The organism is Aureimonas glaciei (assembly GCF_014643375.1).
Lineage (GTDB): Bacteria > Pseudomonadota > Alphaproteobacteria > Rhizobiales > Rhizobiaceae > Plantimonas > Plantimonas glaciei.
On sequence record NZ_BMJJ01000005.1, the window covers coordinates 89,744 to 105,438 of the forward strand.

The following is a 15,695-nucleotide window of genomic DNA, read 5'->3' on the forward strand; positions in this document are numbered from 1 at the left end:
GGAAATCCTACTTCGTGCACATCTCGAAGACTTCCGGCATCGGCGTGTCGATGGAGCAGAGGATGCCGCCCCACTGGTAGCCGGTCCTGCCCTCGCCGAAGGAGATCTTCATCCAGGGAAAGCCGTTCTCCATCACCGAACTGTTCTCGAGGAGAGTGACCCGCGCGCCTTCCGGCAAAGCGTCGAGACGCTTGTACTGCTGGCCCGGGCCGCTGCGCACGATACCGCCCCAGGAGCCGGCATTGCGCGGCAGGCCGGTCTCAGCGCCTGTCGCCGGCTCGGCCCTCTCGACGCCCTGGCAGGCGGTCTCGGCGGCGAATGATTCCTGCATCCAGGCCTCGCCCTCGGGATATTCGTGGATGAAGGTGGTGAGATCGTCGCTGTAAGTCCTGGCGAAGAAGTCCAGCGCGTCACGCTTCAGGCCGCGCTGCGCGAATTCCTCGGACAGGCATGCGCAATAGGACACGGCCTCCGCCGCCGGCACCTCGGCGAGATTGCCTTGCCCGACATAGGCGGTGCAGCTGCGGTCGAAAGCGCCGCTGTCCGAGACGAGGATGAAGCCCGCCGATGTCGGGACGGTCCCGGCGATGCGAGATCCGGCGGCGGCCGGATCGAGAACTAGGGTCATTGCGACCAGCAGTGCGCCCAGGCGAAGACTCATCTTGAAACTCCTCATTCGGCTCCAGTGAGCACGAGCAAAGGCCGGTGTCGATGGGCAACCAGCTGCGGCCCACCGCATGGGAGCGCTGTCGCCGCAAGGCCCCTGCCCTTGCCCTCTTCGTGCGAGCCTCTATCCTGCCGGCACTCAACGAAAGGACGAAGGCATGCGGTTTTCCGGAACCCCGGACTATGTCGCGGGCAAGGACCTGATGGTGGCGGTGAACGCCGCCATCGCGCTGGAGCGCCCACTCCTCGTCAAGGGCGAGCCCGGCACCGGCAAGACCGAGCTCGCCTTCCAGATCTCCGGGGCGCTCGGCCTGCGGCTGATCCAATGGAACATCAAGTCGACAACCCGCGCCGCGCAGGGCCTCTACGAATACGACGCGGTCTCGCGCCTACGCGACAGCCAGCTCGGCGATCCCCGCGTCAACGACATCGCCAACTACATCCGCCGCGGCAAGCTCTGGGAGGCTTTTGCCGCCGACGAGAAGGTCGTCCTCCTCATCGACGAGATCGACAAGGCCGACATCGAATTCCCGAACGACCTCCTGCAGGAGCTCGATAAGATGGAATTCTACGTCTACGAGACCGACGAGACGGTCCGCGCCAGGCATCGCCCGATCGTCATCATCACCTCCAACAACGAGAAGGAACTGCCGGACGCCTTTCTGCGCCGCTGCTTCTTCCACTACATCCGCTTTCCCGAACCCGAGACGCTGGCGGCGATCGTCGAGGTCCACCATCCCGGCATCAAGCAGGACCTCCTGCGCGCCGCGCTGACGCAGTTCTACGAGATCCGCGAACAGCCCGGTGTGAAGAAGAAGCCCTCGACCTCCGAGGCGCTCGACTGGATCCGGTTGCTGCTGGCCGAGGACGTCGAGGCGAAAGACCTGCGCGACAGCCCGTCCAAAATCCTGCCGAGACTTCACGGCGCGCTGCTCAAGAACGAGCAGGACGTGCACCTGTTTGAGCGCCTGGCCTTCATGGCGCGGGGACGCGGATGACCTCCGTCCTCATCCGCCCCCTCGCCGCCGCCGACGAAGCCGAATGGCGCCGGCTGTGGACCGGCTATCTCCGGTTCTACGAGACGACGGTCCCCGAGGAGGTCTATGCCACGACCTTCGCCCGCCTCCTCTCCGGCGCGGACAACGAATATCGCGGCCTGATCGCGGAAGCGGACGGCCAGCCTATCGGGCTCGTGCATTTCCTCTTCCACCGCCATTGCTGGCGGGTCGAGAACGTCTGCTATCTCCAGGATCTCTATGCCGATCCCGACGTGCGAGGCACCGGCGTCGGGCGAAAGCTGATCGAGGCGGTCTATGCCGAGGCCGATGCGGCGGGCTGCCCGACCGTCTACTGGATGACGCAGGAATTCAACGCCACGGCAAGGACGCTCTACGACCGCATCGCGGCGGTGACGCCCTTCATCAAATACCAGCGAAAGCCCTGACATGACTACGCTTGCGATCTACCAGATCGACGCCTTCACCCAATCCGTCTTCGCCGGCAATCCGGCCGCCGTCGTGCCGATGGACGCCTTCCTCTCCGACGACCTGCTGCAGAAGATCGCTCTGGAGAACAACCTGTCGGAAACGGCCTATCTCGTGCCGGCCGGCGCCGACCGCTGGGAACTGCGCTGGTTCACGCCGACGATCGAGGTGCCGCTCTGCGGCCATGCGACGCTCGCCAGCGCCTTTCTCCTCGCCGAGGTACTCGGACAGGCCGGCGAGACGATGACGTTTGCGACGCGACAGGCCGGCGACCTCGTCGTGACGCGGGAGAAGGGCGGCGGCTTCGCCATGCGCCTGCCCCGCCGCAATGTCGATGGCTCGGGCGACGTCGACGCCGTCGCGGCGGTTCTCGGCGCCCGGCCGCAGGAAGTGCTCATCATTCCCGCCACGGACGACGTGACGCTGATGGCGGTGTTCGCGACCGAGGCCGAGGTCGCCGCGCTCACGCCCGACTTCGCCGCCATGGCAGGCCTTGCCGCCCGCAACGTGATTGCCACGGCGCCTGGCGACAGCGCCGACTTTGTCTCGCGCATGTTCGCGCCGAAGGCCGGCATCGACGAGGATCCGGTCACCGGCTCGGCCCATTGCAGCCTCGCACCTTACTGGGCCGGCCGCCTCGGCAAGACGGAATTTTCCGCCCGCCAGATTTCCGCGCGCGGTGGCGACTTAACCTGCCGGCTGGAGAATGACGCGGTGACCGTCGCCGGCCATGCCGTGCTGTATCTCAAGGGCGAGATTTCAGTGCCGGGCTGAAAGGCAGAGCCAAGCCTTCAGGGGACCATTTCGGGCACGGCAACGGGAACGCTGGCCTCGATGACCGACATCACCAGATCGGGATGCTTCTCCAGCACGTTGAGAAGGACGCGCGCCGAACCGGTCGGATAGCGGCGCCCCTGCTCCCAGTTGCGCAAGGTCGAAACCGGCACGCCGATCTTGAGGGCGAAGTCGGCCTGCGTGAGCTTCAGCCTGCGGCGCAGCGTGGCGACATCGGGAACTGTGATCGTGTAACGATGGACGGTGACATAGCTGTCATCTCCTTCGAACCATTTCAGCGCCTGCTCCAAGGATTCCGCCAGATGTTCGGCTTCCTCCTCGGGCGTCTTCTTCGACTTCATTGCCATGCCTCTCAAACTCCAAACAGTCGCTTGATCGCGTTGATCCGATCAATCGCGGAGAACATGCGCTCGATCGTCGAGCCTGGATTTTCGACATGCGGTCGCAATTCCAAAAGTACCAGCTTCGAAAAATCGCCACTGATGGCGTAGATCAGATCGAATTCCCCGAACTGCCAAGACCACAAGGCGACGTTATCGATGTAGGGGCGGCCGACCACAGGGTTGTGTACCAGGATCTGACAAGCCCGCAGGAGGCTGTCGTCACCAAATCCATAGAGTGCGCAGTCGAGACTGAATCGCTGCGTCTTCGCGATCTCGAGCGTCAGCGTCGGCACCATCCGACCAACCCCATATACGCCATTGGCGCATTTGCATCAACAGTCTGCTACCCCTCGGCATAGACTATTGTGCCTACGACAGGGCTGACAAGCCTGATGGATCGGCTATCCTCCCCCGCATGTTTCTCTCCTTCTTCCTTCAGTTGAAAGCCGCCGGCGTTCCCGTCACATTGCGCGAGCATCTCGGTTTCCTCGATGCCGTGGCGGCCGATCTCGTCACCTTCGACGTCGAGGCCTTCTACTTCCTGGCGCGGGCGAGTCTGGTGAAGGACGAGCGCTTCATCGACCGCTTCGACCAGGTCTTCGCCAGGGTGTTCAAGGGCGTCGAGGCAGTGTCGGGCGAGACCGGCGTCGAGGCGCGGGCGCTGCCGGAGGAGTGGCTGCGACGGCTGGCCGAAAAGCACCTGACGGAGGAGGAAAAGCGCCTCGTCGAGAGCCTCGGCGGCTTCGAGAAACTGATGGAAACGCTGAAAAAACGGCTGGAAGAGCAGAAGGGGCGCCACCAGGGCGGCTCGAAATGGATCGGCACCGGCGGCACCTCCCCTTTCGGCGCCTATGGCTACAATCCCGAGGGCGTGCGGATCGGCCAGGCGGAGAGCCGCCACCGCCGTGCGACGAAGGTCTGGGACAAGCGGGAGTTCCAGAATTTCGACGACGGCGTCGAGCTCGGCACCCGCACCATCAAGATCGCCCTGAAACGCCTGAGGCGGTGGGTGCGCGAGGGGGCGGAGGAAGAATTCGACCTGTCCGGCACGATCCGCTCGACGGCCGAACACGGCTATCTCGACGTCAAGACGCGGCCCGAGCGGCGCAATGCCGTGAAGCTCCTGCTCTTCCTCGACAGCGGCGGCTCGATGGACGACCATGTGCGCGACGTCGAGGAACTGTTCTCGGCGGCCCGCGCGGAATTCCGCCATCTCGAGATCTTCTATTTCCACAACTGTCCCTATGAGCGGCTGTGGCGCGACAACCGCCGCCGGCACCAGGAGACGGTGCCGACCCTCGACGTCCTCAACACTTTCGGCTCGGACTACAAGGCGATCTTCGTCGGCGACGCCTCGATGAGCCCCTACGAGATCGCCATGCCCGGCGGCTCGGTCGAGCACTGGAACGCCGAGCCCGGCAGCGTCTGGCTGCAGCGGCTGATGGCGAAATGGCCGAAATCGGCCTGGCTCAATCCGGTGCCGCGGCGCGACTGGGATTTCGTCCAGTCGATCGGCATGGTGCGCCAGGCTGTTGACGACCGGATGTACGGGCTGACGCTGCAGGGCATCGGCGACGCCACGCGGGCGCTCGCACGATAGGTTCACGCCTCGGACGATAAAAATTATCCGGCGGCGCTGACATCTTTCCCTTTCGTCCCCACATGCCGTTCAAAGACTTCGCAGCGAGGAAACAGAAAACATGCCCTTCAACCGAAAATTCCGGCTGGCCAGCCTCTTCACCGTCGCCGTGATGGGCTTCTCCATGCTCGCCGTCGACTATGCCGATGCGCGCCGTGCCGGTGGTGGCGGCGGCTTCGGCAGCCGTGGCGCCCGGACCTACCAGTCCGCGCCGGCGACCACGACGGCCCCGACTCCCGCAGCGCCGGTGCAGCGCTCGATGACGCCCAATTCGCCCTCCGCCAATTCGACGACGGGCGCAGCTTCGCAGCGCGGCGGCGGCATGTTCGGCGGTTTCGGCCGGTCCATGCTGGGCGGCCTCGCCCTCGGCGGCCTGTTCGGTCTGATGATGGGCAGCGGCTTCGGCGGCATGGGCGGCATTCTCAGCCTGCTCTTCCAGGTCCTGTTGATTGGCGGCGCCATCATGCTCGCCATGCGCTTCTTCCGCCGCTCGTCGCCGGCCGGCGCGACCGCGGGTGCCGCGCCGCGCATGGGCAACGCGCCGGGAATGAACGGCGCGAACGCCAACAGCACGGCTTATGAGGCACAGAAGCCAAACCTGCGCTCGGTGCCTGGCATCGGTGCCGCGCTCGGCGGCGGCAACGCGGCGCGTGCGGGCGGTGCCCGTCGCACCGGCAATCCCGACGAGCTCGGCATCACCGGCGACGACCTCTCCACCTTCGAGCGCATGCTCGCCGAGATCCAGGGCGCCTATGGCCGCGAGGACTATGCCGCGCTGCGCCGGCTGACGACGCCGGAGATGGTTTCCTACTTCTCCGAGGAACTCGGCCAGAACGCCTCCAACGGCCTGAAGAACGAGGTCTCGGACGTCAAGCTGCTGCAGGGCGACGTCGCCGAGAGCTGGCGAGAAGGCAACCGCGAATACGCCACCGTCGACATGCGCTACTCCTCGATCGACGCCACGGTCGAGCGGGCCACCGGCAAGGTGGTCGAGGGCGACAACACACAGGCGAGCGAGAGCACGGAGACCTGGACCTTTACGCGCGAGCGCGGCGGCACCTGGCTGCTCTCGGCGATCCAGGAAGCCTGATCGCTTCCATCGACCGGATTTGATGCTGCGGGCGCCGAAAGGCGCCCGTTTTCGTTCGCGCCTGCGTGAAGCCTCACGTGCCTCGCGTCAGAGCCCCAGGGCGCGGGCGGCGGCGACCAGGACGACGCCGATGGTGACCGTGGCGATCACCGGGAGCTTCAGACAGAGAAAGGCGCAGAGCAGAATGACCACCCGCTCCGGCCAGTCGCCGGTGACGAGGACGGGCGCGACGATGGTTGCCAGAACCGCCGCCGGCACCGCGTCGAGCGCCGCCTCGACACGCGGCGGAAGGCGCTCGATGCGGGTCAGGAGGACATGGCCCGCAAAGCGCGTGACATAGGTCAAGACGGCGCCGAGGAGGATGATCTGCCAGATGTCGTTCACGGGCAGGCCCTCACGCCGGCTTGTCGGCGGTGTCGCGCGGCGGTGCCGGCTTGGCGAAGACCGCATAGAGGATGCCGCCGAGCGCGCCGACGGTGACGTTCCAAGGCGGACCGACGGTCACCAGCAGGACCAGCGAGACGATGCCGCTCGCCAGCGCGACGGGGAGGAAATTATACCGGCGCCGAAAATCCATCATCAGCGTCAGGAAATAGACCGGCAGAATGAAGTCGAGCGCCAGCGTCGCGGGATCACCGATCAGGCTGCCGAACAGCGCCCCGGCCAGCGAGGACAGCATCCAGCAGAAATACATCACCACCGCGTAGACGAAGTAGAAGCGCTTGGTGATCGGCCCCCTCGCTGCCCGCACCTCCGCCTCGCCGAAGACCGGGTCGACGAGGAAGAAGAAGGCCATCGCCTTCTGCAGCGGCGAGAAGCGCGTGAGGTTGCGGCCGACGGAGGCCGAATAGAGGACGTGGCGAAAGTTCAGCGCGAAGATGGTGACCGCCACCGCCATGACCGGTGATCCCAGACCGATCATCTCCAGCGCCACGAACTGGCTGGCGCCGGCATAAACGAGGGCCGAAAAGCCGAGGATTTCGGCCGTCGTCAGCCCGGCATCCTGCGCCACGGCGCCGTAGACCAGCCCGAAGGGCGCAATGGCGACAATGAGGGGGAGGACGCGGCGCAGGGCGTCGCGGACTTCACTGGCTGGGGACAATCGGGACTCACGGCGGGAGCATTCGGCCCCCTGTTCTAGACCGAGGCGACCGGCCGGGTCGAGCCGGCGAATGCAAGCCAAGCGTACGAAACATCGACCGCCCCGCGCCGCGCCGCCGCACGGTATGGCACGCTGCCGCCCGGCGATCAGGTCAGAATTTGCTGTCGCCGGTTGACCGCTTGCCGAGAGGCGATGGCCGATCCGGCCTATTTCGGTGCCTTGTCGAGGACATCGGCCTTGAAGCCGGTCATCAGCGTCTGCCACCAGTCGAGATTGTCCTCGAAATTGGCGGTGGTGACGCCGCCCTGGAGATTGACGTCCATGCTGATCGCCGGCTGTCCCGACTTGTCGAGATAGGCCTTGGCAAAGCGCTTGTTGAGATTCCAGTCGGCGATTTGCTCCGGCGTGACCGTGTTCATGTCCCAGCCCGCATAGAAGCTGATCGACTGGCAGGCCTTGTTGTCCGTGCAGCCGAAGAAGAAGATCACGTAGCCGACGCCGTTGATCCGCCCCTTGATCATCGGGTCGCCGCCGTCGTCCTTGTCGAGCGTGCCCGAGCCGAACCCCTTGACGAGGTTCAGGAGGGCCGCCGGGTCGGTGGCGTCCACAGTGGCGGCATGGCCGGTGGTCGCGGCAAGAGACATGAGCCCGGCGAGAAGCCAGGACCGGAGGGCGACTGCAGGCATCGAAGACCTCGGATGATGGGAACGAAGGGAAGGGGCACGGAAGGCTGCAGTCGGCGCCAGGAGACACGCGCAGGTCCGTCAGGCATCCCCAGAATGGCATGACAGCCAGGGCCCCGGCAAGGTCGGCAGAACGGCGCCAGCAGGGTTCGTGGCCGTCAGTACTATCCGATCACGCACCCCGTGCGGATCCGGACGAAAGCCATGGCGGCGCCGTCCAAGACTGCTCTCTGACCCAGGCTCAGGCGGCGAACAGCGCCGCGATCCTGCCGGCATCCTTGCGGTTGTCGGACAGGAGATCGGCGAGATTGCCGGCCTTCAGCAGCTTCACATGCCGGCAGTCGGCCCGGAAGCGTGCGCCGATGCAGGAGCACAGGAGCTCCGGCGCCCTGCCCGGCTTCATGCGCAGGCGGATCTCGTAGGGCGTGCCGCGCGAACCCTTGACGACGAAGAGCGAGGCATCGGCCGGCTGCGGCGTGCGCACGACGTTCAGCGCCGCCAGCGCCCGCGCCGCGACGCCGTCGCGGACGAGCCCGGGAAGCGCCGGATGGGTCTTCAGGAGCTCCATGCGGCGCGTCAGGGCCAGCACGTCCTTGGCCTTGGCCGCCCGCACCGCCTCGAGCGCGATATGGGCGCAGGCAAAGGCGTCGTCGCCCGCGTGATGGTGCCGGAAGCGCAGGCCGAAACGGTCGGCCAGCGAGGACAGCTTGTGGTTCGGCTCGCTCGGCCACAGCCGCCGCGCCAGAGCCAGCGTGCAGCCCGACTGCAAAGCGGGACGCGGCATGCCGTAGGACTGCAGGCAGGCATTCAGGACGGAGATGTCGAAACTGGCATTGTGCGCCAGGATCAGCGCGCCATCGAGCCCGTCGGCGAACTCGCGAAAGACGGCGGGAAAGGTCGGCGCGTCGCGCACGTCATGGGCGGTGATGCCGTGCACCCGGACATTGCCGGGGTGGAAATCGAGATCGCGCGGCCGGATCAAGCGGTATTCCCGGCGCGTCACCTCACCCTTCTCGATCCAGGCGAGTCCGATGGCGCAGGCGCTGTCGCGCCGCGACGTCGCCGTCTCGAAGTCGATGGCGATGACGGTCATGCCGGGTCTTCCGCTTCGGCTTGCGCCGCCGCATCGGGCGTCAGCCCGACCGCGTCAGCGCCCTCGGCCGCCTCCGGCGCCGCGTCGCGGCCGATGCGCACGAACCAGCCGGCCTCGTCGATCACCTCGATGCCGAGGGTGGTCGCCTGTTTCAGCTTGGAGCCGGCGCCGGGGCCGGCGACGACGAGGTCGGTCTTCTTCGACACCGAACCCGACACTTTTGCGCCGAGCGCCTCGGCCATCGCCTTCGCCTCGTCGCGCGTCATCTGCTCGAGCGTCCCAGTGAACACCACCGTCTTGCCGGCGACCGGCGAGGACATATCGACGACGGCAACCTCGTCCATCACCGTCACCTGATCGAGGAGAGCCGCAAGCGCCTCGCGATTGTGCGCCTCGGCGAAGAACTCGACGACGGCCTCGGCGACGACGGCGCCAATCCCGTCGATGTCGTTCATCGCCTGCCAGGCTTCGTTGCCCTTGTCCTTCTTGTCCACCGGCAGGATGGCGCTCGCGGCATCAGTGGCGAAGGCGGAAAGGCTGCCATAGTGCCGGGCAAAACGCTTGGCGTTGGTCTCGCCGACATGCCGGATGCCGAGCGCGTAGAGGAAGCGCGACAGCGAAATGTTTCGCCGCTCGTCGATCGCCGCGAACAGCTTTCCGACCGAGACCGGACCGAAACCGTCGATGTTTTCCAGCTTCTTCAAGGTCGAGCGCGATTGGCGCTCCTTCAGGGTAAAAATATCGGCGGGGGTGCGCACGCGCAGCGCCTCGTCTTCGGCCTTGAAGAAGAATTCCACCTGCTTCTCGCCGAGACCCTCGATGTCGAAGGCGTTGCGCGAGACGAAATGGCGGATGCGCTCGACCGCCTGCGCCGGGCAGATCAGTCCGCCGGTGCAGCGGGTGACGACGCCGTCGTCCTCGCGCACCGCATGGCTGTCGCAGATCGGGCAGCGGCTCGGAAAGACGTAGGGCGCGGCATCGGCCGGGCGCTTGTCCAAGAGAACGTCCACCACCTGCGGGATCACGTCGCCGGCGCGCTGGACGATCACGGTGTCGCCGATGCGGATGTCCCGCCCTTCCCGCAAAACCGCGCCGCCCTGGCCGACGCCCTTGATGTAATCGGCATTGTGCAGCGTGGCGTTGGAGACGACGACGCCGCCGACCGTCACCGGCTGGAGCTTGGCGACGGGGGTCAGTGCCCCGGTGCGCCCGACCTGGATCTCGATGTCGCGCAGGACCGTCGTCGCCTGCTCCGCCGCGAACTTGTGAGCGATGGCCCAGCGGGGCGAGCGCGAGACGAAGCCGAGGCGCTTCTGCAAAGCGAGGTCGTCGACCTTGTAGACGACGCCGTCGATGTCGTAGCCGAGCGCCGACCGCTGTTCCTCGATGGCGTGGTAGTGGGAGACGAGGCCCGCGACGTCGGTGAAGCGCTGCATCAGCGCGTTGACCTTGAAGCCGAAGCCGGCGATGGCGGCGACAACCTCGGTCTGCGTCTCGCCCGGCACGGCGCTCGCCTCGCCCCAGGCATAGGCAAAGAAATGCAGCGGCCGCGCTTTCGTGATGCGCGAATCCAGCTGCCGCAGCGACCCGGCGGCGGCGTTGCGCGGATTGGCGAAGACCGGCTTGCCGGCCTCCGTCTGTCGCTCGTTCAGCGCAGCGAAATCGGCATGGGTCATGTAGACCTCGCCCCGCACCTCGAAGACATCCGGTGCCTCGCCCTTCAGCGTCACCGGGATGTCCTTGATCGTGCGAGCGTTGAGGGTCACGTCCTCGCCGGTCGTGCCGTCGCCGCGCGTCGCCGCCGAGACGAGCTTGCCGCCCTCGTAGCGCAGCGACAGCGACAGGCCGTCGATCTTCGGCTCGGCGGTGATGGCGAGCGGGGCATCCTCCGAAAGCTTCAGGAAACGGCGCACCCTCACGGAAAAGTCCGCAACGTCCTCGTCGGAAAAGGCGTTGTCGAGTGAGAGCATCGGCAGCGCATGGGTGATCTTGGCGAATTTCTCCGAGACCTCGGTGCCGACCCTGAGGGACGGCGAGTCCGGCCGGACGAGGTCGGGAAAGCGCTGCTCGATCGCCAGATTGCGCTGGCGCAGGGCGTCGTAGTCCGCGTCGGAAATGGTCGGTGCGTCGTCCTGGTAGTAACGCCGGTCGTGCTCGGCCATCTCCTTCGCCAGCCGTTCCAGCTCGGCGGCGGCTTCTTCGAGCGTGAGGTCTTCGATCTCGGTCATGGAATGCGCCATTGCGATGGGAGGTCGAAAAAGGACAGTGCGTCTCGACGGGACGGCGCACGAAGGTTTGGGACTTGGCTCGCCCTTCCCGCTTCGTCATCCCGGACTTGATCCGGGATCCATTCCAAATCGTCGGCTGGGTCAAGTGCAGCCCTGTCCCTGCGCTCTTCCTCCACCGGTTTTGCAAGGGAACTGTTGTGGCATGGATCCCGGGTCAAGCCCGGGATGACGAGCATCAGGGGGCCAGCGCCCTGCGAACGAAAGCTGCCAGCGCCACTACCATAGCCCTCTCGCTTGCATGGCCCCGCCGCCTCCATGGCCCTCATCCTGAGCCTGTCGAAGGACGAGGGCCACGCACCCCTGCGCTCCCCCCTTGTGCCGACCCCTCGTGCTTCGACAGGCTCAGCATGAGGGGTGGAGCGGCAGCAACGTGCCCTGAACGATTGCGCGCCCTACACCGCCCCGATCAGCTTCGCCGCAGCCGCCCGCGCTTCCGCGGTGATACTCTCGCCGGCGAGCATGCGGGCGATCTCCTCGGTGCGGCCGTCGCCCTCGATGGGCACGACGCGGGTCGCGAGGCGCTCGTCGTCGGGCCGGCTCTGCGCCTTGGAGATGAGGAGATGCGTCGTCGCCCGCGCGGCGACCTGCGGCGCGTGCGTGACCGACAGCACCTGGACCCGCCCGGCGAGGCGCGCCAGCCGGCGGCCGATGGCGTCGGCGACGGCGCCGCCGACGCCGGTGTCGATCTCGTCGAAGACCAGCGTCGGCGCCGACCCCTTGTCGGCAAGCGCCACCTTCAGCGCCAGGAGGAAGCGGGACAGCTCGCCGCCGGAGGCGACCTTCATCATCGGGCCGGCGCGCGTGCCGGGATTGGTACGAACCCAGAACTCGACCGTGTCGATGCCGGCGGCGCTCGGGTTCGCCGCATCCTGCGCCATCTCCGCCAGGAAGGCGGCGCGTTCGAGCTTCATGTCCGGCAGTTCCGCCATGACGGCGGCTTCGAGGAGCTTGGCCGTGGCGATGCGCTTGACGGACAGGTCGGCGGCGAGCGCGTCGAGATGGGCGCGCTTCTCCCGCACCTCGACCTCGAGCCGCGCCAGGCGCTCCTCGCCGGCATCGACGTCGGCGAGATCACCGATCATCGACGCCATGAGATCGGGCAGCGCGTCGACGGGCCGCGAGAATTTTCGACCGGCGGCGCGCAGCGCGAACAGGCGCTCCTCGGCCTCCTCCAGCGCGCGCGGATCGAATTCGAGGCCGCGCAGCGCCGCCTGCAGGCTCATCTGTGCGTCGGACAGCGCGTCGAGCGCCGAATCCAGCCGCTCCAGCGTATCGTCGAGGAGGCCCGGCACCTCGTCCTTGCGCCGGTCGAGCCGCTTCAGCAGGCCGGCAAGGCCGGGGATGGGCGACGAATGGCCGGAAAGCTCGTCATGCGCCTCGGCGACGTCGCTGGCGATCTTCTCGGACTTCATCATCAACTGGCGGCGCGCGGCGAGTTCCTCCTCCTCGCCGACGACGGGCGCAAGCTCCGACAGCTCGGCGACGGCGGCGCGCAGATAGTCGGCCTCGCGCGCCGCGGCCTCGATCTTGGCGCGGTGGCGCAGGAGATCGCCCTCCGCCTTCTTCCAGTCGGCATGGGCGCGGGCCGTCGCCTCCGCCTCGGTGCGAAGGCCGCCGTAGTCGTCGAGGAGCCGCCGGTGCGCTTCCGGATCGACCAGCGCCCGATCGTCGTGCTGGCCGTGGATCTCGACGAGACCGGCACCGATCTCGCGCATCAGGGCGACGCTGGAGGGCCGGTCGTTGATGAAGACGCGGGTGCGGCCATCGGCGCTCTGGATACGCCGCAGGATCAGGTCGCCATCGTCCTCGAAGCCGTTCTCCGTCAGGGCGCGGCGGGCGGGATGGCCCGAGGGCAGATCGAAGACCGCGGTGATCTCGCCCTGCTTGGCGCCATGGCGCACCAGCGATCCGTCGCCGCGCCCGCCGAGCGCCAGCGCCAGGGCATCGAGCAGGATCGACTTGCCGGCACCCGTCTCGCCGGTGAGCACGGAGAGGCCGTCACCCAGCGCAAGGTCGAGACGTTCGATGAGGACGATGTCGCGGATCGAAAGGTGAACAAGCATGCCGTCAGTCGCTAATCGCTGTCCGGCAAAATGGCAACCGGCGAAGGCCAAGATAGGCCTTCTGCGCCGCCATCCAAGGTCCTCGGCACCGAAACACGAAAAAGCCGGAGCGCTTGCGCTCCGGCCCTGTCGTCGTCTCGAAGGTCGCTGCTGGGTTCAGGACGGCGCGCCGGTAATGGCCCGGGTCGCCTTGCCGAACCAGGAGTCGCCGGAGCCTGCCCGCGGCTCCAGTCCCTTGGACTGCAGCAGCGCGTAGGAATCCTTGTACCACTGCGAATCCGGGAAGTTCTGCCCGAGCACCGAGGCCGAGGCCTGCGCCTCCTGGACGAGACCCATGGCGTAGTAGGCTTCAGTCAGGCGGGCGAGCGCTTCCTCGACATGACGGGTCTGCGGGAAGGCGTCGACGACGCGCTTGAAGCGGTTGATGGCGGCGATGTATTCGCGGCGCTCGAGGTAGTAGCGGCCGACCTGCATCTCCTTGCCGGCGAGCTGGTCGCGCGAGAAGCGGATCTTGGTGCGGGCATCCTCGGCATATTCCGATTCCGGATAGCGGTCGATCACCTCCTGCATCGCGGCGGCGGCGCGGGCCGAGGCCTTCTGGTCGCGCGTCACGTCCGGGATCTGGCGGTAGTAGGCAAGGCCAATGATGTACTGGGCGTAGGCCGCCTCGCTGGTGCCGGGATAGGTATTGAGATAACGCCGCGCCGAGGTGACGGCTTCCTCGTATTCGCCGCTGCGGTAGCTGGTGAAGGCACGCATCACCAGCGCCTTACGGGCCCATTCGGAATAGGGGTACTGCCGGTCGATGGCATTGAACTTGGCCGCCGCCTCCTTGAGGCGTCCGCCTTCGAGATTGGCCAGGCCCTGATTGTACAGAACGTCCGCCGGCTCGGTCTCGGCCGCCAGGGCCAGCACGTCGATGTCGTCGTCCTTGCCGGACATGCAGCCCGACAGCGCGAGGGCGGATGTGGCCAGGACGAGGCAGACCGAAATCCGCGCCAGCGTGGATGTCGCTGTCGTCGTGCGCGATGGCGTCATGTGGCGCATCTCCCGAATTCCCCTGGATTGTCCCGAAGCCCCGCGTTGTCTAGATCAGACAGGGGCCGCCAGCAACGTTTGAAGGCGATCCATCCCGCCTTTTTTAAGGCGTGGACCGCAAGGACACGCCAAGCGGGGGGCATGACGCGCCGGCACGCCGACCGCCGCCGATGCCTTTGCGCCGCCCCGGAGAGGCGCGGCGTTGCCGGGACTTGCGTCCCGGGAAAACCAGCGGGTGCGGCGGGCGATGTCAGAGCGTCTGCGGCCCGTAGGCCGGCGCCGCGACGGCCGCGGCGATCAGCGGCGAATGCCGCACGATGTCGCGACGACGCTCCGGCATCTCGACGATCTCATGGGCGCTCTCGTCGGCGAGCAGCGCCTGCAGCGCCATCGCGTTGAGCTTGTGGCCGCCGCGATAGGAGCGATAGCAGCCGAGGATGCGCCCACCGGCAAGCGCCTGATCGCCGACGGCGTCCAGCGCCTTGTGGCGCACGAACTCGTCGACGAAGCGCAGGCCGTCCGGGTTGATGATGCGGTCGTCGTCGCCGATCACCACCGAATTGTCGAGCGACGAGCCCAGCGCATGGCCCGAGGCCCACAGGCGCTCGACATCCTTCATGAAACCGAAGGTGCGGGCCCGGGAGAGTTCATCCCGAAACAGGCCGGGCGACAGTTCGCCCGCAAAGGTCTGGCGGCCGATCGCCGGGGTCGGGAAATCGATCTCGATCTCGAAGCGCGTGCCGGCATGCGGCAGGTATTCGGCGACACAGGCGCCCATCTGGACGCGCACCGGCTTCAGCACGCGGATGTAGCGGCGACGCGCTACCTGGCTGCGCAGCCCGACGGCCTCGATCGCCGCGACGAAGGCCGACGAGCAGCCGTCCATGATCGGAATCTCGTTGCCGTGGATCTCGATCGCGACATTGTCGACGCCCATGGCATAGAGCGCCGCCATCAGGTGCTCGATGGTGGCGACATGCTGGCCCGACGGGTCGCCGACGATGGTCGACAGATCGGTGGCGGGAACGTTCGACGACAGCGCCTTGATGCTCCGCACAATGGCGCCTTCGGCATCCATCAGGTGGAAGACGATGCCGCTGTGTGCCTGCGCGGGGAGAAGCGTCAGTCGGACCGAGGTCCCAGCATGAACGCCGACGCCGTCAAAATCGATGCGCGCGTCGATCGTGTGCTGATGAATGATCACGTAAGAAAGTCCTTTCAACACCACGGCGAGGAGAGAGCAACACTACTGTCGGCCCCGACGGTGAAACCTTCGCTTCGGGCGCCGGTCTTCCTCCCCAGAAAGACGGCCGCGTTGAAAGTCCCCTAAATTCCAAGCTCAACGTAGTTGCCGGCGACGTTCCAGCCAAA

16 protein-coding genes are annotated in these 15,695 nt (G+C 66.7%); 5 read left to right on the top strand and 11 right to left on the bottom strand.

Annotated features, from left to right (window positions below; all coding sequences use genetic code 11):
* Positions 1–7: 7 nt before the first annotated feature.
* Entirely contained in the window at positions 8–661 is a 654-nt protein-coding gene (locus IEX88_RS12110) for an SH3 domain-containing protein (RefSeq protein WP_188850902.1), read from the bottom strand.
* A 163-nt stretch (positions 662–824) separates the two neighbouring features.
* Here IEX88_RS12110 and IEX88_RS12115 point away from each other — a divergent pair, with 163 nt between their 5' ends.
* From IEX88_RS12115 to IEX88_RS12125, 3 genes are read left to right on the top strand one after another with little or no spacing between them, the layout of a single operon-like run.
* The gene (locus IEX88_RS12115; RefSeq protein WP_188850904.1) at positions 825–1,664 is read left to right on the top strand and encodes an AAA family ATPase; all 840 of its coding nucleotides are present in this window, start codon (positions 825–827) and stop codon (positions 1,662–1,664) included.
* Entirely contained in the window at positions 1,661–2,110 is a 450-nt protein-coding gene (locus IEX88_RS12120) for a GNAT family N-acetyltransferase (RefSeq protein ID WP_188850906.1), read from the top strand. The genes IEX88_RS12115 and IEX88_RS12120 overlap by 4 nt, the downstream gene beginning before the upstream one ends.
* 1 nt (position 2,111) lies before the next feature.
* Complete coding sequence (locus IEX88_RS12125) at positions 2,112–2,924, top strand: PhzF family phenazine biosynthesis protein (RefSeq protein WP_188850908.1); 813 nt, start codon at positions 2,112–2,114, stop codon at positions 2,922–2,924.
* A 17-nt stretch (positions 2,925–2,941) separates the two neighbouring features.
* Here the strand turns inward: IEX88_RS12125 and IEX88_RS12130 are convergent, their stop codons facing one another.
* Together IEX88_RS12130 and IEX88_RS12135 are read right to left on the bottom strand one after the other, a co-directional pair.
* Positions 2,942–3,292, bottom strand: coding sequence for a helix-turn-helix domain-containing protein (locus IEX88_RS12130; protein ID WP_244640108.1), 351 nt, complete (start codon positions 3,290–3,292; stop codon positions 2,942–2,944).
* A 5-nt stretch (positions 3,293–3,297) separates the two neighbouring features.
* A complete protein-coding gene (locus IEX88_RS12135; protein ID WP_188850910.1) occupies positions 3,298–3,624 on the bottom strand; it encodes a hypothetical protein in 327 nt (108 codons plus the stop codon).
* Between the two features lie 119 nt (positions 3,625–3,743).
* Here IEX88_RS12135 and IEX88_RS12140 point away from each other — a divergent pair, with 119 nt between their 5' ends.
* Together IEX88_RS12140 and IEX88_RS12145 are read left to right on the top strand one after the other, a co-directional pair.
* A complete protein-coding gene (locus IEX88_RS12140) occupies positions 3,744–4,928 on the top strand; it encodes a vWA domain-containing protein (RefSeq protein WP_188850912.1) in 1,185 nt (394 codons plus the stop codon).
* A 100-nt stretch (positions 4,929–5,028) separates the two neighbouring features.
* The gene (locus IEX88_RS12145; protein WP_188850914.1) at positions 5,029–6,057 is read left to right on the top strand and encodes a Tim44 domain-containing protein; all 1,029 of its coding nucleotides are present in this window, start codon (positions 5,029–5,031) and stop codon (positions 6,055–6,057) included.
* 87 nt (positions 6,058–6,144) lie between these two features.
* Here IEX88_RS12145 and IEX88_RS12150 read toward each other — a convergent pair whose 3' ends face one another.
* The 8 genes from IEX88_RS12150 to lpxC form a co-directional block, all read right to left on the bottom strand.
* Positions 6,145–6,441, bottom strand: coding sequence for an AzlD family protein (locus IEX88_RS12150; RefSeq protein ID WP_188850916.1), 297 nt, complete (start codon positions 6,439–6,441; stop codon positions 6,145–6,147).
* Between the two features lie 10 nt (positions 6,442–6,451).
* On the bottom strand, positions 6,452–7,159 hold the full coding sequence (locus IEX88_RS12155; protein WP_188850918.1) for an AzlC family ABC transporter permease: 708 nt from the start codon (positions 7,157–7,159) through the stop codon (positions 6,452–6,454).
* A gap of 206 nt (positions 7,160–7,365) precedes the next feature.
* The gene (locus IEX88_RS12160) at positions 7,366–7,845 is read right to left on the bottom strand and encodes a YbjN domain-containing protein (RefSeq protein ID WP_188850920.1); all 480 of its coding nucleotides are present in this window, start codon (positions 7,843–7,845) and stop codon (positions 7,366–7,368) included.
* Positions 7,846–8,083: 238 nt separating this feature from the next.
* A complete protein-coding gene (locus IEX88_RS12165; protein WP_188850922.1) occupies positions 8,084–8,935 on the bottom strand; it encodes a 3'-5' exonuclease in 852 nt (283 codons plus the stop codon).
* Positions 8,932–11,163 (bottom strand): NAD-dependent DNA ligase LigA, encoded by a 2,232-nt coding sequence (gene ligA / locus IEX88_RS12170; protein ID WP_188850924.1) that lies wholly within the window; start codon positions 11,161–11,163, stop codon positions 8,932–8,934. The genes IEX88_RS12165 and ligA overlap by 4 nt, the downstream gene beginning before the upstream one ends.
* Positions 11,164–11,615: 452 nt before the next feature.
* Positions 11,616–13,286: a DNA repair protein RecN gene (gene recN, locus IEX88_RS12175; protein WP_188850926.1), complete on the bottom strand. Its 1,671-nt coding sequence runs from the start codon at positions 13,284–13,286 to the stop codon at positions 11,616–11,618.
* 156 nt (positions 13,287–13,442) lie between these two features.
* Complete coding sequence (locus tag IEX88_RS12180; protein WP_188850928.1) at positions 13,443–14,324, bottom strand: outer membrane protein assembly factor BamD; 882 nt, start codon at positions 14,322–14,324, stop codon at positions 13,443–13,445.
* 250 nt (positions 14,325–14,574) lie between these two features.
* Positions 14,575–15,528 (bottom strand): UDP-3-O-acyl-N-acetylglucosamine deacetylase, encoded by a 954-nt coding sequence (gene lpxC, locus IEX88_RS12185; RefSeq protein ID WP_188850930.1) that lies wholly within the window; start codon positions 15,526–15,528, stop codon positions 14,575–14,577.
* Positions 15,529–15,695 lie beyond the last annotated feature (167 nt).

What these genes read in the sequence shown, in the direction of transcription:
- IEX88_RS12145 (WP_188850914.1), top strand. Translation starts at nt 5,029, where the DNA reads ATGCCCTTCAACCGAAAATTCCGGCTGGCCAGCCTCTTCACCGTCGCC.
- IEX88_RS12130 (WP_244640108.1), bottom strand. Translation starts at nt 3,292, where the DNA reads ATGGCAATGAAGTCGAAGAAGACGCCCGAGGAGGAAGCCGAACATCTG.
- IEX88_RS12110 (WP_188850902.1), bottom strand. Translation starts at nt 661, where the DNA reads ATGAGTCTTCGCCTGGGCGCACTGCTGGTCGCAATGACCCTAGTTCTC.
- IEX88_RS12135 (WP_188850910.1), bottom strand. Translation starts at nt 3,624, where the DNA reads ATGGTGCCGACGCTGACGCTCGAGATCGCGAAGACGCAGCGATTCAGT.
- IEX88_RS12165 (WP_188850922.1), bottom strand. Translation starts at nt 8,935, where the DNA reads ATGACCGTCATCGCCATCGACTTCGAGACGGCGACGTCGCGGCGCGAC.
- IEX88_RS12120 (WP_188850906.1), top strand. Translation starts at nt 1,661, where the DNA reads ATGACCTCCGTCCTCATCCGCCCCCTCGCCGCCGCCGACGAAGCCGAA.
- ligA (WP_188850924.1), bottom strand. Translation starts at nt 11,163, where the DNA reads ATGACCGAGATCGAAGACCTCACGCTCGAAGAAGCCGCCGCCGAGCTG.
- IEX88_RS12115 (WP_188850904.1), top strand. Translation starts at nt 825, where the DNA reads ATGCGGTTTTCCGGAACCCCGGACTATGTCGCGGGCAAGGACCTGATG.
- recN (WP_188850926.1), bottom strand. Translation starts at nt 13,286, where the DNA reads ATGCTTGTTCACCTTTCGATCCGCGACATCGTCCTCATCGAACGTCTC.
- IEX88_RS12160 (WP_188850920.1), bottom strand. Translation starts at nt 7,845, where the DNA reads ATGCCTGCAGTCGCCCTCCGGTCCTGGCTTCTCGCCGGGCTCATGTCT.
- IEX88_RS12180 (WP_188850928.1), bottom strand. Translation starts at nt 14,324, where the DNA reads ATGACGCCATCGCGCACGACGACAGCGACATCCACGCTGGCGCGGATT.
- IEX88_RS12140 (WP_188850912.1), top strand. Translation starts at nt 3,744, where the DNA reads ATGTTTCTCTCCTTCTTCCTTCAGTTGAAAGCCGCCGGCGTTCCCGTC.
- IEX88_RS12125 (WP_188850908.1), top strand. Translation starts at nt 2,112, where the DNA reads ATGACTACGCTTGCGATCTACCAGATCGACGCCTTCACCCAATCCGTC.